This is a genomic window from Citrobacter sp. On2M, assembly GCF_018035235.1.
Taxonomy (GTDB): domain Bacteria; phylum Pseudomonadota; class Gammaproteobacteria; order Enterobacterales; family Enterobacteriaceae; genus Citrobacter; species Citrobacter meridianamericanus.
Map to the genome: position 1 here is coordinate 942,124 of NZ_WPCV01000004.1, position 16,309 is coordinate 958,432.

Annotated in this window: 14 protein-coding genes; 5 read left to right on the forward strand and 9 right to left on the reverse strand. The window is 52.5% G+C overall.

Annotated elements, in window-relative coordinates:
* Nucleotides 1-64 precede the first annotated feature (64 nt).
* Genes On2M_RS14905 through msrP form a run of 3 tightly spaced genes read right to left on the reverse strand, consistent with a single transcriptional unit; the run spans nucleotide 65 to nucleotide 3,229 of the window.
* The gene (locus On2M_RS14905; RefSeq protein ID WP_151219140.1) at nucleotides 65-1,552 is read right to left on the reverse strand and encodes a carboxypeptidase M32; all 1,488 of its coding nucleotides are present in this window, start codon (nucleotides 1,550-1,552) and stop codon (nucleotides 65-67) included.
* A 45-nt stretch (nucleotides 1,553-1,597) separates the two neighbouring features.
* Nucleotides 1,598-2,224, reverse strand: coding sequence for a protein-methionine-sulfoxide reductase heme-binding subunit MsrQ (gene msrQ, locus On2M_RS14910; protein WP_151225429.1), 627 nt, complete (start codon nucleotides 2,222-2,224; stop codon nucleotides 1,598-1,600).
* Nucleotides 2,225-3,229, reverse strand: coding sequence for a protein-methionine-sulfoxide reductase catalytic subunit MsrP (msrP, locus tag On2M_RS14915; RefSeq protein ID WP_210905049.1), 1,005 nt, complete (start codon nucleotides 3,227-3,229; stop codon nucleotides 2,225-2,227).
* A gap of 189 nt (nucleotides 3,230-3,418) precedes the next feature.
* Between msrP and On2M_RS14920 the strand changes: the two genes are divergently transcribed.
* Both On2M_RS14920 and On2M_RS14925 read left to right on the forward strand, forming a co-directional pair.
* Nucleotides 3,419-4,141 carry a response regulator transcription factor gene (locus tag On2M_RS14920; protein ID WP_151219495.1) on the forward strand — a complete coding sequence of 241 codons (723 nt, stop codon included), beginning with the start codon at nucleotides 3,419-3,421 and terminating at the stop codon, nucleotides 4,139-4,141.
* Nucleotides 4,138-5,628, forward strand: coding sequence for an ATP-binding protein (locus tag On2M_RS14925; protein ID WP_210905050.1), 1,491 nt, complete (start codon nucleotides 4,138-4,140; stop codon nucleotides 5,626-5,628). The genes On2M_RS14920 and On2M_RS14925 overlap by 4 nt, the downstream gene beginning before the upstream one ends.
* Before the next feature lie 160 nt (nucleotides 5,629-5,788).
* On the opposite strand, the gene On2M_RS14930 is transcribed toward On2M_RS14925, so the two are convergent.
* Nucleotides 5,789-7,042, reverse strand: coding sequence for an MFS transporter (locus On2M_RS14930; RefSeq protein ID WP_151219142.1), 1,254 nt, complete (start codon nucleotides 7,040-7,042; stop codon nucleotides 5,789-5,791).
* A 107-nt stretch (nucleotides 7,043-7,149) separates the two neighbouring features.
* On the opposite strand from On2M_RS14930, the gene On2M_RS14935 reads away from it, so the two are divergent.
* The 3 genes from On2M_RS14935 to bioD all read left to right on the forward strand — a co-directional run bounded on the left by On2M_RS14935 (nucleotide 7,150) and on the right by bioD (nucleotide 10,218).
* Nucleotides 7,150-8,058 carry a LysR family transcriptional regulator gene (locus On2M_RS14935; protein ID WP_151225432.1) on the forward strand — a complete coding sequence of 303 codons (909 nt, stop codon included), beginning with the start codon at nucleotides 7,150-7,152 and terminating at the stop codon, nucleotides 8,056-8,058.
* A gap of 118 nt (nucleotides 8,059-8,176) precedes the next feature.
* Nucleotides 8,177-9,397 carry a sugar metabolism global transcriptional regulator Mlc gene (mlc, locus tag On2M_RS14940; RefSeq protein WP_151219144.1) on the forward strand — a complete coding sequence of 407 codons (1,221 nt, stop codon included), beginning with the start codon at nucleotides 8,177-8,179 and terminating at the stop codon, nucleotides 9,395-9,397.
* Between the two features lie 125 nt (nucleotides 9,398-9,522).
* Nucleotides 9,523-10,218 carry a dethiobiotin synthase gene (gene bioD, locus On2M_RS14945; protein WP_151219145.1) on the forward strand — a complete coding sequence of 232 codons (696 nt, stop codon included), beginning with the start codon at nucleotides 9,523-9,525 and terminating at the stop codon, nucleotides 10,216-10,218.
* On the opposite strand, the gene clcB is transcribed toward bioD, so the two are convergent.
* The 5 genes from clcB to ynfE all read right to left on the reverse strand — a co-directional run bounded on the left by clcB (nucleotide 10,174) and on the right by ynfE (nucleotide 16,162).
* Nucleotides 10,174-11,463 carry a voltage-gated ClC-type chloride channel ClcB gene (clcB, locus tag On2M_RS14950; protein ID WP_210905051.1) on the reverse strand — a complete coding sequence of 430 codons (1,290 nt, stop codon included), beginning with the start codon at nucleotides 11,461-11,463 and terminating at the stop codon, nucleotides 10,174-10,176. The two genes, bioD and clcB, sit on opposite strands and share 45 nt — an antisense overlap.
* 119 nt (nucleotides 11,464-11,582) lie before the next feature.
* On the reverse strand, nucleotides 11,583-12,197 hold the full coding sequence (dmsD, locus tag On2M_RS14955; RefSeq protein WP_151219147.1) for a Tat proofreading chaperone DmsD: 615 nt from the start codon (nucleotides 12,195-12,197) through the stop codon (nucleotides 11,583-11,585).
* A gap of 42 nt (nucleotides 12,198-12,239) precedes the next feature.
* Entirely contained in the window at nucleotides 12,240-13,094 is an 855-nt protein-coding gene (locus On2M_RS14960) for a dimethyl sulfoxide reductase anchor subunit family protein (protein ID WP_210905052.1), read from the reverse strand.
* Nucleotide 13,095: 1 nt separating this feature from the next.
* Nucleotides 13,096-13,713 (reverse strand): DMSO/selenate family reductase complex B subunit, encoded by a 618-nt coding sequence (locus On2M_RS14965; RefSeq protein ID WP_210905053.1) that lies wholly within the window; start codon nucleotides 13,711-13,713, stop codon nucleotides 13,096-13,098.
* A 10-nt stretch (nucleotides 13,714-13,723) separates the two neighbouring features.
* Nucleotides 13,724-16,162 carry a selenate/tellurate reductase subunit YnfE gene (ynfE, locus tag On2M_RS14970; protein ID WP_210905054.1) on the reverse strand — a complete coding sequence of 813 codons (2,439 nt, stop codon included), beginning with the start codon at nucleotides 16,160-16,162 and terminating at the stop codon, nucleotides 13,724-13,726.
* Nucleotides 16,163-16,309 lie beyond the last annotated feature (147 nt).

Genomic DNA, 16,309 nt, shown 5'->3' on the forward strand with positions numbered 1-16,309 from the left:
CAGGGCTTCCGTGAGTCATTGGTTTCGGCGTGTAACGATATGTACAATGACTCACGGTATGAGATTACAAATAGCGGGCTTCCAGGTGAGCGCGGAAATAACGGCTGCTAAGCGGCTCCCCGGTGGCCTGGGTAATAAGCTGTTCAGTGGTAAAACGGCTGCCGTGCTGCCAGATATTCTGACGTAACCAGTCAAATAATGCGCCAAACTCGCCTTGCGCAATAGACTGATTTAAATTCGGCAACGCGCGGTTAGCGGCACTGAATAACTGCGCTGCGTACATGGCACCTAAGGTATAAGAAGGGAAGTAGCCAAAGCCGCCGTCGGTCCAGTGAATATCCTGCATACAACCGTTACGATAGTTGCCGATCGTTGACAGTCCCAGCCAGGCCTGCATTTTCTCATTCCACAATGCCGGGATATCATCCACTTCAATATCGCCATTAATGAGCTCACGTTCGATTTCATAACGCAGGATCACGTGAGCGGGGTAGCTTACCTCATCGGCATCAACACGGATAAATCCGGGTTTAACCTGCTGATTCCAGGCGATGAAATTGCTTTCTTCAAACGCAGCCTGATCGCCAAAATACCGCCTCACCGCCGGAATTAACCGCGTCAGGAAGGCTTCACTACGGCCCAGTTGCATCTCGAAAAACAAACTCTGGGATTCATGAATGGCGGTTGAGCGTGCCAAAGCGATAGGTTGACCTGACCAGTTGCGCGGCAGATTTTGCTCGTAGCGGGCGTGACCGGTTTCATGGATCACACCAAACAGCGCGCTGAGTAATTCGTTTTCATCATAGCGGGTGGTGATACGAACATCTTCCGGTACACCGCCACAGAAGGGATGTGCGCTGATATCCAGTCGGCCAGCCGTAAAATCGAATCCCAACTGAGCCATTGTTTCCAGACCCAGCTCACGCTGGAGAGCGGTTGGGAAGGGACCAACCGGGGCAATGAGCGACTGCTGAGACTGCTTCGCCACAACGTTGTTGAGCAGGTTAGGAAGCCAGCTCTTAACGTCAGTAAACAGGACATCCAACTGGGCGCTGGTCATCCCTGGTTCAAAAATGTCCAGTAGCGCGTCATAAGGCGTACAGCCTTTAGCCTCTGCGCGCAGTCGGGCTTCTTCTCGGCTGTACTTCACGACTTCTTTCAGGTTGTCGGAAAATCCTTCCCAGTCATTCGCGGGGCGCTGGCTGCGCCAGGCGTGTTCGCAACGACTTCCCGCGAGTGATTTCGCTTCTACCAGCGATTCAGGCAACAACGATGCCTGGTGATGCAGACGCGACATTTCGCGCAGGTTGGCCTGCTCAACATCGTTGAGGTCTTCCTGTTGGGCCGCGGCGATCCACATTGCCACCTTCGGATCGGTTAACAGCTGGTGCTCGAGCACGCTCAACTCGGCCAGCGCTTCACCGCGTGCTTTACTGCCGCCGGATGGCATCATGGTAAACATGTCCCAACTGGCGATTGCCGAGAGGTGGGAGAAGCGAGAGAGCCGCTGGAACGTGCGGGTGAGCTGATGGTAATTATCATTGCTACTCATTTTTTGTTCTCGTTCTGTTTAGGTGTATGAGAAGTTTACCGTGATTCATTCACTTTTCATAAACACACCTTTGTAACCGGTTTTCCGTAACAGCTTTTTATAGCGAAAAGCCAGCAGCACGGCAAAACAAATGGCGTAGATAATGGGAAGCGGGGATAACACTTTTACTGACCACAGGTAATGAAGCGGTAGCAAAATGGCAGTCAGATAAACGTAATTGTGCAGTGTTTGCCAACGTTTACCCATTTTACGCTGCGCGGCTTGCGTGGACGTTAGCGTCAGCAAGAGTAAGATTATCCAACCTATTATGCCCAGCGTCAGCCATGGGCGTGAAACCAGTTCACGTCCCAATAGTCCCAGATTTTGTATACCCAACTCCAGCAGCGCATAGCTGGTCAAATGCAGCGTGGCCCAGGCAAAACACCATAAACCTAACAGCCGCCGAGTGCGAAACAGCAAAGGTTGTTTTGCATAGCGTGCAAGCGGCGATATTAGCAAAGTCACAAGTAAAAACTTCAGCGCAGTGATACCTGTAAAGTGCTGGATATCTTTTCCTGGGTCGGCACCTAATCCGCCATGCTGTACGGCCCAGAAAAGCCACACCAGGGGTAAAAAACCGGCGAGATGCAGCAGCACTTTCAGGCCCGTTATCTGTTTTACGGTTAACCTCACTTAAAAATACTCCCGTAGATTCATGCCCTGATATAAAGACGCCACCTCATCGGCATAACCATTAAAAGGCAATGTAGGCTGCCGCTGTACATCGAGAATGCCACCCGAACCGATAAAACGCTCTGAAGCCTGAGACCAGCGGGGGTGATCGACCTGCGGATTTACATTGGCGAAAAAACCGTATTCGTTTGGCGCCGACATATTCCAGGTTGTCGGTGGCTGCTCTCGCGTTAGCTTAATACTGACTATCGATTTAATACCCTTGAAGCCGTACTTCCAGGGGACCGTCAGGCGTATTGGCGCCCCGTTTTGTGGCGGCAACGCTTTGCCATACACGCCCACGGTCAGAAGTGTGAGCGGGTGCATGGCCTCATCCAAACGCAGACCTTCGACATAGGGATATTTCAGTCCTCCACCAATGAAGCGATCTTTCTGGCCAGGCATTTCGTCAGGGGCGTAGCGAGTTTCAAAAGCGACGTATTTGGCATGGCTGGTTGGCTCAACCAACGCCAATAATTTATGCAAGGGAAAGCCAACCCATGGCACGACCATTGACCAGCCCTCGACGCAACGCATCCGGTAAATGCGTTCTTCTAACGGAAAACGCGTGGTCAGTGCATCATGATCCAGCGTCAAAGGCTTGTTTACTTCACCGCTGATAGTTAACGTCCAGGGCTCGGTTTTCAGGCTACCGGCATTCGCGGCAGGATCGGCTTTATCCAGACCAAATTCGTAGAAGTTGTTGTAGCCCGTCACCTTGTCTTCCGGCGTCAGGGGCAGATTGCTTTGCCAGCGCTCGGGTTTTGCGAATTCGAGCGTTTTGCCCGCCGGAACAGGTGGACGATCGTTACCTTTAAACCAATTCAACAAATTGGCCTGTGTCGGGGAAGACAACGATGCCGCAGCCGCGCCTATCCCAAGAGCTTTAAGGATCTGTCGACGTTGCATAAAAAAAACTGACTCGGCTGTTACATCAGCTTCCCGAAGTAGGCGTTTTTTCTGCATAACTTTTCCTTTTTGTTGTCATATTGAGGAAAACAAAGCGACGTTTCGCTTTGAATGCCTGACGTGTCTATATCGACATACTGGGCGCAGGGGTATCCCCTGATCCTCACGAAAAGTTAAAAATTTTGTGATAACTTCCGCCCCTTGCCTGAGGTAAGCTTTCAGTATGACGAGAGGGGGATGACACTGATGACTGGCGCAAAAAAGATATTTCTGGTGGAAGATGACAGTGATATTGCCTCACTTTTGCAACTGAGTCTGAAGGATGAGGGGTACGAAATTATACATGAAGCAAATGGTGCGCGTGCGCTTGAGCAACTCGAGAAGCACGTCTGGGATGCCGTTATCCTCGATTTGATGCTGCCAGGAGTGGACGGCTTGGAGATTTGTCGTCGCATTCGTCAAATGAGTTTCTATCTACCCGTCATCATTATCAGCGCCCGTACCAGTGAAACGCACCGTGTTCTGGGGCTGGAAATGGGCGCCGATGATTATTTAGCTAAACCTTTCTCCGTGCTGGAGTTAATGGCTCGGGTGAAGGCGTTATTTCGCCGTCAGGAGGCAATGAGTCAGAACCTGCGTATGGAGGCCGGGATTATCACCGTTCATGGCGTAGAGATTGATCCATTAGCCCGGGAGGTCCGCTTGCAAGGTAAAACCCTCGATTTGACGCCGCGGGAGTTCGATTTGCTCTATTTTTTCGCCCGTCATCCAGGAGAGGTTTTTTCGCGTCAGGCACTGTTAGATCAGGTGTGGGGCTACCAGCATGAAGGGTATGAACATACGGTGAACAGCCATATCAATCGTCTGCGGACCAAAATTGAAAAAGATGCGGCTGAGCCGGAAATTATTCTCACCGTTTGGGGAAGAGGCTATAAGCTTGCTGCGGTTAACGCGGAGCATCAGTCATGATTTATCGCCTGTCGCTGAGCCAGCGACTGACCCTGGTCTTTACCGCCATTATGCTGATTTGCGCGGTTGCCGTCAGCGCTGTTCAGATCCGCAGCAGTAAACAGTATGGTGATGCGATGGTGCAAAGGCTCTCGTTGGCGTTGGCGAGTAAGATTGTCGAAAGTGAGCCACTTATTGACTCCAGCGGGCAAGTTAATCGCCAGACCTTAAAAGGACTTTTCAATCACCTGATGACGCTCAATCCAAGCGTGGAGCTGTATCTGGTTTCACCGTCCGGTGAATTACTCGCTGATGCTGCCCCGCCTGGGCATCTGCAGCGACAGAAAATTAGCGTACAACCAATTAAAGCGTTCCTTAATTCGAACGAGTTGCCCGTATATGGCAACGATCCGCGCAGTAGTCAGCAAAAGGTTTTTAGCGCCGCGCCAGTGTTATTCAACGGTGAGCTGCACGGCTATTTGTACATCATTCTCCAGGGCGAAGACCTGAATATGCTGGCAAATAACGCCTGGCAAAAAACGCTTTGGAACACCGTGGCCGGGACGTTAATTCTGGTTTTATTCGCTGGTGCAATCGCGGGGTTCCTGGTGTGGCGATGGGTGACGAATCCGGTGAAAAGGCTGACCGGTCAGGTGGTCAAACTGGAACAGGACAGCATTAGCGTTATTAAACAGCTGGCACAAAAAAATCCTGATTCGGCTCCGGCGAATGAGATTGCCTTACTGAACAACGCGTTTATCGAGTTAGCGCAGAAAATCGCACAGCAGTGGGATTTATTGGCTGACAGCGATCGTCAGCGCAGAGAATTTATTGCCAATATCTCACACGATTTACGCACGCCGCTCACATCGCTGCTGGGGTACCTGGAAATGCTGTCGCTGAAAGCGGATACGATGACGCCGGATGAAAACCGGCATTATCTGAGTATCGCGTTACGCCAGGGGCATAAGGTTCGTCATCTGTCGAAACAGTTGTTTGAGCTGGCGCGACTGGAGCATGGTGGTATAAAACCGCAGCGCGAGCGTTTTGCAATTGGCGAGCTTATCCAGGATGTGGCGCAGAAATTTGATCTCCCCGTTGCCACGCGTCATTTGCAGTTGCACCTTGAAGTAATGGGGCCGTTGCCATTGGTGAATGCCGATTTATCAATGATGGAAAGAGTGGTGACGAATTTGCTGGATAATGCTATCCGTCATACGCCTGACGGGGGCGATGTATGGTTGAAAGTCTGGTGTGATGCAGACCGCCTATTAGCGGAAGTGCAGGACAGCGGACCTGGGGTGGAGGACGCTGTACGAGAAGTCTTATTTCAGCGCCCCACCGCGTTAATTCCCCGTGAGCAGCGGGCTGAACGTGGTGGTCTGGGCTTACTGATTGTGCGAAGAATGCTCGAGCTGCATGGGGGGGATATAAGCCTGGTTAATTCATCGGCAGGGGCCTGCTTCCGTTTTACGTTGCCGCTGGCGGATTCTCCACTGAGTAGCTGAGATGATATTCCTGAGTAAAGAGAGGCTATAACACTTCCTGGCATTGATGCCGATTATGCTGCATATAGTGATGAATTGAACGGTTATTGCCCTGCAAATGGCGGCTCAGATGTTACTGTCAGGTTCATGAAGATGATGCCCGGAGGCCGGGCATCGAGGATTACACGTGCAGACGATGGTGTAAACGTGTGCCGACCAGCAACGCCAGCACCAGCATCAGGGCGATAAATCCGCCTACGCCGTTCCAGCCATAGCTGTGCCAGAATACACCGCCCAGCGTGCCAGCAATGCTGGATCCCAGATAATAACTGAACAGATATAAGGAAGAGGCCTGGCCTTTAGCGCGTTTTGCCCGTGGCCCAATCCAACTGCTTGCCACGGAGTGCGCGGCAAAGAATCCAGCTGAAAAGAGCAGCATCCCGGCGAAAATTAGCCATAGCGATGTAAAAAGGGTCATCAACAGCCCAACCAGCATCACGCCGGTTGAAAACAACATTACCGGGCCGCGTCCGTAGCGGGTGGTCATCGAACCTGCTTTCGGCGAACTCCAGGTCCCGGTCAAATACGCCACTGACAGCAGGCCGACAACAGCCTGGCTGAGTTCCCACGGGGAGAGCATCAGACGGTAGCCGATGTAGTTAAACAACGTCACAAAAGATCCCATTAACAAGAAACCTTCGGCGAACAGCAGCGGCAACCCTCTGTCGCGCCAGTGCAAACGAAAGTTAATAAATAACGTCTTCGGGCGCAGCGACGTCGGTCTGAAATGACGAGATTCCGGCAAGATTTTCCAGAACATCAGCGCGGAGGCAAGGGCAAAACACCCGATCGCCGCCAACGCGATACGCCAGTTAAAGAAGTCGGTAAACACGCCGCTGATCAAACGACCACTCATACCACCAATCGAGTTACCGCTGATATATAAACCCATTGAAAAGGCGACGAAGCTGGGATGAATTTCCTCACTCAGGTAGGTCATACCCACTGCCGCCACGCCGCTCAGCGAAAGGCCTATCAGTGCGCGCATGATTAAAATACCGTGCCAGCTGGTCATCATCGTGGAAAGCAACGTACAGCAGGACGCAAGCAGGAGTGCCGTTACCATTACCGGCTTGCGACCTATCGCATCAGAAAGTGGGCCGGTAAACAATAAACCAATGGCGAGCATCGCCGTTGAGATGGAAAGCGAAATACTGCTGCTGGCGGGAGAGACCCCAAACTCGTGTGAGAGCACGGGCAGAATGGGTTGCACACAATAGAGGAGAGCAAAAGTTGCCAGTCCGGCAGAAAACAGCGCCAGCGTGACGCGCATAAATGGGGATGTGCCACGTTTGATAAAACCATCCGGCGTGGTAACTCTCTGTGCATCAACATCGCTTGCCGGCGCGGTATCGACAGTTGTTGTACGGCTCACTTGAAATCCTTGCTCAATCAATTACCTCTACAGGTCTAGCCTTAAGAGTATGAAACTCACAATATTCTGTCTAATATATTAATAATCTCAAATAATATTTTAAAAATATGAATATCGAATTGCGTCATTTACGTTACTTTGTGGCGGTTGCCGAAGAGCTGCATTTTGGTCGAGCTGCGGCTCGACTGAATATTTCGCAACCGCCACTCAGCCAGCAAATCCAGATCCTGGAACAGCAGGTCGGTGCCCGACTTCTGGCGCGCACTAACCGTAGCGTGGCGCTGACGTCTGCCGGCAAGCAGTTTCTGGCGGACAGCCGACAGATCCTTAGTCTGGTTAATGAAGCCGCTGCCAGGGCTGAGCGTTTGCATCTGGGAGAAGCAGGGGAGTTGCGTATCGGCTTTACATCATCGGCGCCGTTTATCAAAGCAGTTTCTGATACGTTATCCCTGTTCCGCCAGAGCTACCCTGCAGTCCATATGCAAACCCGGGAAATGAATACGCGCGAGCAAATTGCCCCGCTTAACGAAGGAACGTTGGATTTAGGACTATTACGCAACACGCATCTTCCGGAAACGCTGGAGCGTGAAATTATTCTGCATGAGCCCTTGATGGCGATGATCCCGCGCGCGCATCCGCTGGCGCAAAAGCCGGTAGTTACGCTGGCAGAGCTGGCCAACGAACCCTTTGTCTTTTTTGATCCACACGTGGGGACGGGGTTGTATGACGATATTCTTGGTCTGATGCGTCGCTATGGACTGAAGCCTACTATCGCTCAGGAGGTTGGTGAGGCGATGACTATCATTGGGCTGGTGGCTGCAGGATTAGGTGTTTCCATTCTTCCCGCGTCCTTTAAACGGGTGCAATTGTATGAAATGTGTTGGCTCCCGATAGCGGAAGAAGATGCCGTCTCAGAAATGTGGTTAGTGTGGCCTAAGCATCATGAACAAAGTCACGCCGCACAGCGCTTTCGCGAGCAACTGCTGGCGGTTGTTCATACGATTAATTTAGTTTAAAAATGGGCGAAAATGTGCAGTAAATCACACGGCTAAGTAAAAATTTGACGGGAGCCATTGAAGTGCTTCACCATAGTCTACAGATTATTTCGGAGCGCGAAAATAAAGGGAGTAAGTGGTGGTTGCTGATAGTCAGCCTGGGCATATCGATCAAATTAAGCAGACCAATGCGGGCGCGGTTTATCGCCTGATTGATCAGCTGGGTCCGGTATCGCGTATTGATCTCTCTCGCCTGGCACAATTGGCGCCTGCCAGCATTACTAAAATTGTCCGCGAAATGCTCGAGGCGCACCTGGTACAAGAGCTGGAAATCAAGGAGGCGGGAAGCCGTGGGCGTCCGGCCGTTGGGCTGGTTGTTGAAACGGAAGCCTGGCACTACTTATCTATTCGTATCAGTCGCGGAGAGATTTTTTTGGCGTTGCGCGATCTGAGCAGCAAGCTGGTGGTTGAAGATTGTCTTGAGATGGCGCTGGTCAGTGAAACCCCGTTGCTGGAACGTGTTATTACCCAGGTCGATCAGTTTTTCATCCGCCACCAGCAAAAGCTGGAGCGCTTAACCTCCATCGCCATCACCTTACCCGGTATTATTGATACTGAAAACGGTATCGTCCATCGCATGCCGTTTTACGAAGATGTCAAAGAGATGCCGCTTGGGCAGGCTCTTGAAAATCATACTGGTGTACCGGTGTATATTCAGCACGATATCAGCGCCTGGACCATGGCCGAGGCACTTTTTGGTGCATCGCGTGGCGCGCGCGATGTCATTCAGGTGGTGATCGATCATAACGTGGGTGCAGGGGTGATCACCGACGGTCATTTACTGCATGCTGGCAGCAGTAGTCTGGTTGAAATTGGGCATACACAGGTGGATCCCTATGGTAAACGCTGCTATTGCGGCAACCATGGTTGCCTGGAAACGATTGCCAGCGTCGACAGCGTGCTGGAACTCGCACAGGTGCGATTGAAACAGTCAATGAGTTCTTCTCTACACGGGCAACCGTTAACGGTAGACGCGCTGTGTCTGGCGGCCATGCAGGGAGATTTGTTGGCGAAGGATATCATTAGCGGCGTCGGAACCCATGTAGGCAGAATTCTTGCCATCATGGTGAATTTGTTCAACCCGCAAAAGATATTGATTGGTTCTCCGTTCAGCAAAGCGGCGGATATTTTGTTTCCCACTATTGCTGACAGCATCCGTCAGCAGGCGCTTCCGGCCTACAGTCAGCATATTGTCGTCGAAAGTACGCAGTTCACCAATCAAGGAACGATGGCCGGTGCGGCGCTCGTTAAGGACGCGATGTATAACGGTTCTTTGTTGATTCGTCTATTACAGGGTTAACATTTTTTAACTGTTGTACGAAAAATTGCGCTATCTCAAGCCGATTCTTATCGCCATACCTTAGACTTTCTCCACTGTTTTATTTTCCTGATTTATATTTTCAAAGCATAACGGTGGAGTTAGTGATGCTGAAGCGTTTCTTTATTACAGGTACAGACACTTCTGTTGGGAAGACCGTGGTTTCCCGCGCATTACTACAAGCGTTAGCGTCAGGAGGTAAAAGTGTTGTGGGTTACAAGCCCGTAGCCAAAGGAAGCAAAGAGACGCCTGAAGGCCTGCGCAACAAAGACGCGCTGGTGCTACAAAGCGTGTCGACAATCGAGCTGCCCTACGAGGCGGTCAACCCGATTGCACTCAGTGAAGACGAAAGTAGCGTAGCGCATAGTGGGCCGGTCAATTACACCCTGCTCTCTAACGGCCTCGCAAGCCTCAGTGAAAAAGTCGATCACGTTGTCGTGGAAGGCACAGGAGGCTGGCGGAGCCTGATGAACGATCTGCGTCCGTTATCTGAGTGGGTGGTACAGGAACAATTGCCGGTGTTGCTGGTGGTAGGTATCCAGGAAGGCTGTATTAATCATGCCATCCTTACTGCGCAGGCGATTGCCAGCGACGGACTGCCGTTAATCGGCTGGGTCGCGAACCGTATCAATCCAGGGCTGGCGCATTATGCGGAAATCATTGATGTGCTGAGCAAAAAATTACCCGCACCGCTTATCGGCGAACTGCCTTATCTGCCTCGCGCAGAGCAGCGCGAGCTGTCTCAGTTCATCCGCCTGTCAATGCTCGGCAGCGTGTTGTCGGTAGATCGAGTCGTGGCGTAACGTTCGCGATAGCACCGACGCCACCACACAGGCAATCAGCAACCCGGGGAGCAGACGGTACTCCCCGGTCATTTCACAAACCATCAGTGTCGACATTATTGGCGCATGTGTAGTTGCTGCCAGCAGCGTGGCCATACCCGTTAATCCCAGCAAAATAGCAATCTCATCCGGCCCCGGTAACCACAATCCCCACATCCGTCCCAGTAGCATGCCCACCGACAGACCGACAAACAGCGTTGGCGTAAACACACCGCCTGGCGCGCCGGAACCACTGCTGGCTAATACTGCCAGTATTTTGCAGATAAAGATCACGCTCACCACGGCAAGTAACGGAGGGGCGGTCAAATATGACTGCACTACGCTGTAGCCATTGCCCCAGACCGCAGGCGTGAGCAGCGACAGCAGGCCAACGATCAGTCCGCCGAGTGCCAGTTGCCACGGAGGGGAGAGTTTTAAGCGCAAAAAACCATTATGGCTGGCGGTCATCAACCACATAAACAGCGGCCCGCAAACGCCGGCTGCCAGACCGGTACTGACGATCATGACATATTCCAGCACATGTAGCTCGCGCGTGAATCGTACGGCATACAGGAGCGCATTGCTATCGCTCAGTACATTGGTGGTGAGCAAGGCCACGACGGCAGACACCACCACTGGTCCCAGTGATGCGAGGATCAGCGTGCCAAACAATACTTCAGCAATAAATAAACTGCCCGCCAGTGGAGCATGGTACGCTCCAGCCATACCGGCAGCGGCTCCACAGGCAATCCATAACTTCCATTCCGTACGCGGGGTGAAGCGTTTAGCAAAGCAGGAGGCCGCCAGCGCCGCCAGTAAAATCATGGCGCCTTCGCGCCCGATGGCGCTCCCGCTGGCGACAACCAGTAATGAGGCGAGTGATTTAACCAGGCTTGCACTGACGTCAAATTGACCGTCGGTTTGCAGGGCTTCCATATAATCGGTAGGGGCCTGTGGGCGTAAACGGTTAAACTTTTGCCATCCCCAAAGCAGTAAACCTGCCGCCAGACCACCTAATGCAGGCGTCAGCGCACGTCTTAGAGGCGAAAGACTTGTTGCCGCATTGACCAGACTCCCGGTGTCGTTGCTCAGGAACAACCATTCAAGCAAGAACATGGCATGACGAAATCCTGCAACGGCTAACGCGGCAAGAATACCAATCAGCGCGGCAATCATCAGACGGCGGAACATGGCGCGCAGATCAGGATAAGCATGTAAATGGTGCATGAGTGTCCAGAAAGGAAGTTGCAGACGCTTCATTTTGCGGTTATTTGGCAACAGAAGCAAAAGCTTAGCGTGCGCAACAGGATGTCCCACAGGCAGGATGCATTCTGCCTGTGAGGAAATTAGCGAAACAGAGGTTTTTTGGCTATCGGGATCAGTAACTGCGATTGCCATTTAGCCAGTGTCAGACGGGCCAGCTCACCGAGCGCCTGATAGAACGGGTGGTCGGCTTTGTCGATAAATACGTCAAGGAAGCGGGATGACCACGGGAACAAATGCCACGCCAGCAACTGCTCGCATTCGGTATGGCGTTCGTTCTCAGCAAGCCAGGCCGTAAGCAACAGCAACGAACCAAAGTGATCTTCCGGCTCATTTTGCTGCATGGCGAACTGGATGCCGTTTTCCCGCATCCATTGGCGTAATGCCAGAGTGGAATCGCCAAACAACACGTTTTCACGATCCAGCCAGACGGATCCCCAGGGCGGAGAAGGTAGTGCATACGGACCGACAAACAGACGCTGCCAGGCCTGCGGCAGAGGCTCATCGGCCTCGACTTGCAGTTTTTCTGCCAGCGGAGAAAGCGTTGCCTGATCAAGCGGCCACTGGACCTGCCAGCCTTCGGTTCTTAACGCATTGACTAATGCAGAGGTTTCTGCGCTTTCAGGTGCATAATAAAATAGCGCACCCAGCACACGCGCTGCGGTAGAGAAGTTGTCACGTTGTGAAAAATGGGTCATGCATACAATCCTGAACAGTGCGGGTTGCCCCGCACCCGAGAGTTAACCTGCGACAGCCATTCCGACTGTCATATGTAATCCGTAAAACAAACCGCGGCCAATGATTTCACCGGCGAGGACTGAAACCAGGCCCAACGCCAGTCCGCCAACGGACGGTTCTTTGCGACGGACAAGCGGACATATCCAGCACCCCAGACCCGCAGCCAGCAGGAGGATACGCCAGACCTGTAAACTTGCGTAGTCGGGCACCAGCGCGCTGGCGTTTTGTACCGAACTGTGGATCTCACCGAGCGCCAGTCCCTGCAGAACGATAACCGCCACGGTCACCAGCAGGGCCAGAACGCTTACGCCGGCGAATCTGGCAGGGCTACAGGAAACACCTGCAGCCCGCAGCAGTAGGGTGGCAAACAGCGGCCCGCTGAGCAGCATCGTCATAAAAAATGCCAGCGTCGTATAGCCATTATACCAGGTCGGGACGGTGTCTATCAGATAGACGCGGGTCATCGCCAGCACAAATACCAGACCCAGCACCATGCCTGCCAGCAGCCAGATTTTACCTAAAGCTGCAGGCATTTTACCGAGAAACGCCACCAGCCACCACAGGCCACCGACGGCGAAAAACAGCGACCCGCTGGCGATTTCGTTACTCAGCGCCGATGCGCCGACTCTGTTCAGCGAGTTAAAGGCGCGCAGCGGCGAACCCAGATGCATCACCGAGGCGAGAAAGGCGATGCCCATCACCAGCCACAGAAAAAACATGTTGCGCACGATACGCTGTTTTACCGCATCGTCTTTAGCGGTCAGCCAGCCGTAACCACTCACCAGCAGCGCCCCGACCACGCACTGGCCGAGCACCGTAAACAGAACCAGCGGCCATTCATGCCATCCATTACCCATGTCACACCTCCTTCGGGTTGGCCAGATAACCCGTGGTGTCCCCGGTCGGGCGGCTATTGGCGTTGGGTTTGATTACAATACTCGGTTTGGTGAAGTGCGGGCCCGGCAGCGGAGCAACCGCCGCCAGCTCACCGTGTTTTTTGCGCAGCTCATCAATGGGACCAAAGTCCAGCGCGCGCAGCGGACAGGATTCGACACAGACGGGCTTTTTGCCGTCGGCGACGCGATCGTGGCAGCCGTCGCACTTGGTCATATGCCCTTTGGCGGCATTGTACTGTGGTGCGCCGTACGGGCAGGCCATGTGGCAGTAACGACAGCCAATACACACGTCTTCATCCACCACCACAAAACCATCTTCACGTTTATGCATAGCCCCGCTGGGGCAAACCTTGGTGCAGGCCGGATCTTCGCAGTGGTTACAGGCAATGGAGAGGTAGTAGGCGAAAACGTTCTGTCGCCAGACGCCGTTGTCTTCCTGCCAGTCTCCCCCGGCGTATTCATAAATCCGGCGGAAACTGACGTCGGGCGTGAGATCCTTGTAGTCTTTGCAGGCCAGTTCGCAGGTTTTGCAGCCGGTGCAACGACTGGAATCAATAAAAAATCCATACTGAGTTGTCATGGGTTAGTCCTTAAACCTTCTCGATCTCGACCAGGTTAGTGTGCTGTGGATTGCCTTTTGCCAACGGCGACGGACGCTGAGTTGTCAGCGTGTTGACGCAGGCGCCGTGATCAATTTTATCGCCAGCCATATCGGCATCATGCCATGCGCCCTGGCCCATTGCGCTTACGCCGGGTAGGATTCGTGGCGTTACTTTTGCCGGGATACGTACTTCACCGCGATCGTTAAAGACTCGAACCATATCGCCATTTGCAATGCCTCGTTTTTGGGCATCGACGGGGTTGATCCACACTTCCTGACGGCAAGATGTCTGGAGAACATCGATATTGCCGTAGCTGGAGTGCGTACGGGATTTGTAGTGGAAACCAAACAGCTGGAGCGGAAATGAACTGCGTTTCGGATCATCCCACCCTTCAAAGGTGGACGCGTAAATGGGAAGCGGACTGATCACTTCATCCTTTTGCAGTTCCCAGGTGTTGGCAATTTTCGCCAGTCGGCTGGAATATATTTCAATCTTTCCGGACGGTGTTTTGAGCGGATTGGCCTGTGGATCGTCGCGGAATTTTTTATAGGCGACAAAGTGGCCATTAGGATCTTTGCGTTTATAGATCCCCATTTTTTTAAGCGCGTCATAAGAAGGGAGGGCAGGATCTTTGGCCAGCATTTTGGCATACAGATACTGGAGCCACTGTTCCTGAGTACGGCCTTCGGTAAAACGTTGATAGACATCATCTCCAAGACGTTTTGCCACTTCACTCATGATCCAGTAGATCGGTTTGCGCTCGAACTTAGGTGAGGTTGCTGGCTGAATGAAAATGAGGTATCCCATATTGCCCGCATAGTCGTTAGGAATGATGTCTTCCTGCTCCACAGTCATTAAATCAGGCAGCAGGATATCGGCATATTTGGCCGAGGATGTCATGAAGTTCTCAATGACCACTATCATTTCGCACTTTGTATCGTCCTGCAGGATAGCATGCGTTTTATTGATATCTGAGTGCTGATTGGTGATGGTGTTTCCCGCATAGTTCCAGATAAATTTAATCGGCACATCGAGCTTTTCTTTCCCACGCACGCCATCGCGGGTAGCGGTCATTTCCGGACCCCGGGCGATGGCGTCAGTCCAGCTAAAGCAGGATATCTGGGTCTTAATGGGATTATCTGGCAGCGGCATACGCTCAATTGTGATGGTATAGGTTGATTCTCGTGCACCGCTATTGCCGCCATTGATGCCGACGTTGCCAGTCAGGATAGGCAACATCGCGATCGCGCGTGAGGTCAGTTCGCCGTTAGCCTGACGTTGCGGCCCCCAACCCTGACAAATATATGCCGGTTTCGTGCTGCCGATTTCCCGAGCCAGTTTGATAATGCGATCGGCTGGGATTCCGGTGACTTGGGATGCCCATTGGGGGGTTTTGGCGATGCCGTCATCGCCATCCCCCAGAATATAAGCTTTGTAATGTCCGTTTGCTGGCGCATCGGAGGGCAGGGTTTTCTCATCATAACCGACGCAGTATTTGTCAAGGAACGGCTGGTCGATAAGATTTTCGTTAATCATAACCCAGGCAAGTCCCGCTACGAGTGCGGCATCGGTTCCCGGTCGGATAGGGATCCACTCATCTTCGCGACCCGCTGCGGTATCGGTATAGCGCGGATCGATGACGATCATCCGGGCATTAGAGCGTTCCCGGGCCTGTTCAAGGAAGTACGTTATTCCGCCGCCGCTCATGCGCGTTTCGGCTGGATTATTGCCAAACATCACTACCAGTTTGGTGTTTTCGATGTCGGACGTGCTGTTGCCGTCATTTGAGCCGTAGGTATAGGGCATTGCCGCCGCGATTTGGGCGGTGCTGTAAGTACCATAATGGCTCAGAAATCCGCCATAGCAGTTCATCAGGCGAGCGACCAGCGAGGCATAAGGAGAGGAGCGCGTAATGTTGCCGCCTACAATGCCTGAGGTGTAGTTAATATAAACAGCTTCATTACCGTATTTCTCCACGGTATTTTTTAAACTGTCACTGATGGTATCCAGCGCTTCCTGCCAGGTTATACGTTCGAATTTTCCCTCACCGCGTTTTCCCACCCGCTTCATTGGGTAATTCAGGCGATCCGGATGATTGATCCGTCGGCGGATTGATCGCCCACGCAAACAGGCACGAACCTGATGCTGACCATAAATATCGTCTCCGGTTGTATCGGATTCCACCCATACAACCTCGTCATCTTTGACATGGAGTTGCAGGGCACAACGACTACCGCAGTTCACGGAACACGCGCCCCAAACCACTTTTTCTTCAGCTGGTTGAATAGCTTGTTGTACCGCAGCGGCGGCGGTGCGTATTCCGAAAGGTAATGACAGCCCGCCTGCGGCAAGCGCCAGCGAACCGATAGCCGAGGATTTCACTAACGCCCTGCGGCTGATGCCTCCATATTGCTCAGTTTCAGACATAACTCACTCCATTATTGTTATCGCTATATAATAACTTCTATAACGCAATTAATAGCATGCTAATAATAGAGAGAGTTTACCCACTTGTAGGTAGAGCATATTAATGCATATCAAACTGGAGTGACCCTCCGCGCACGGAGGGCGTGA

What these genes read in the sequence shown, in the direction of transcription:
- On2M_RS14920 (WP_151219495.1), top strand. Translation starts at nt 3,419, where the DNA reads ATGACTGGCGCAAAAAAGATATTTCTGGTGGAAGATGACAGTGATATT.
- On2M_RS14925 (WP_210905050.1), top strand. Translation starts at nt 4,138, where the DNA reads ATGATTTATCGCCTGTCGCTGAGCCAGCGACTGACCCTGGTCTTTACC.
- bioD (WP_151219145.1), top strand. Translation starts at nt 9,523, where the DNA reads ATGCTGAAGCGTTTCTTTATTACAGGTACAGACACTTCTGTTGGGAAG.
- On2M_RS14965 (WP_210905053.1), bottom strand. Translation starts at nt 13,713, where the DNA reads ATGACAACTCAGTATGGATTTTTTATTGATTCCAGTCGTTGCACCGGC.
- On2M_RS14960 (WP_210905052.1), bottom strand. Translation starts at nt 13,094, where the DNA reads ATGGGTAATGGATGGCATGAATGGCCGCTGGTTCTGTTTACGGTGCTC.
- clcB (WP_210905051.1), bottom strand. Translation starts at nt 11,463, where the DNA reads ATGCACCATTTACATGCTTATCCTGATCTGCGCGCCATGTTCCGCCGT.
- ynfE (WP_210905054.1), bottom strand. Translation starts at nt 16,162, where the DNA reads ATGTCTGAAACTGAGCAATATGGAGGCATCAGCCGCAGGGCGTTAGTG.
- On2M_RS14935 (WP_151225432.1), top strand. Translation starts at nt 7,150, where the DNA reads ATGAATATCGAATTGCGTCATTTACGTTACTTTGTGGCGGTTGCCGAA.
- dmsD (WP_151219147.1), bottom strand. Translation starts at nt 12,197, where the DNA reads ATGACCCATTTTTCACAACGTGACAACTTCTCTACCGCAGCGCGTGTG.
- msrP (WP_210905049.1), bottom strand. Translation starts at nt 3,229, where the DNA reads ATGCAGAAAAAACGCCTACTTCGGGAAGCTGATGTAACAGCCGAGTCA.
- On2M_RS14905 (WP_151219140.1), bottom strand. Translation starts at nt 1,552, where the DNA reads ATGAGTAGCAATGATAATTACCATCAGCTCACCCGCACGTTCCAGCGG.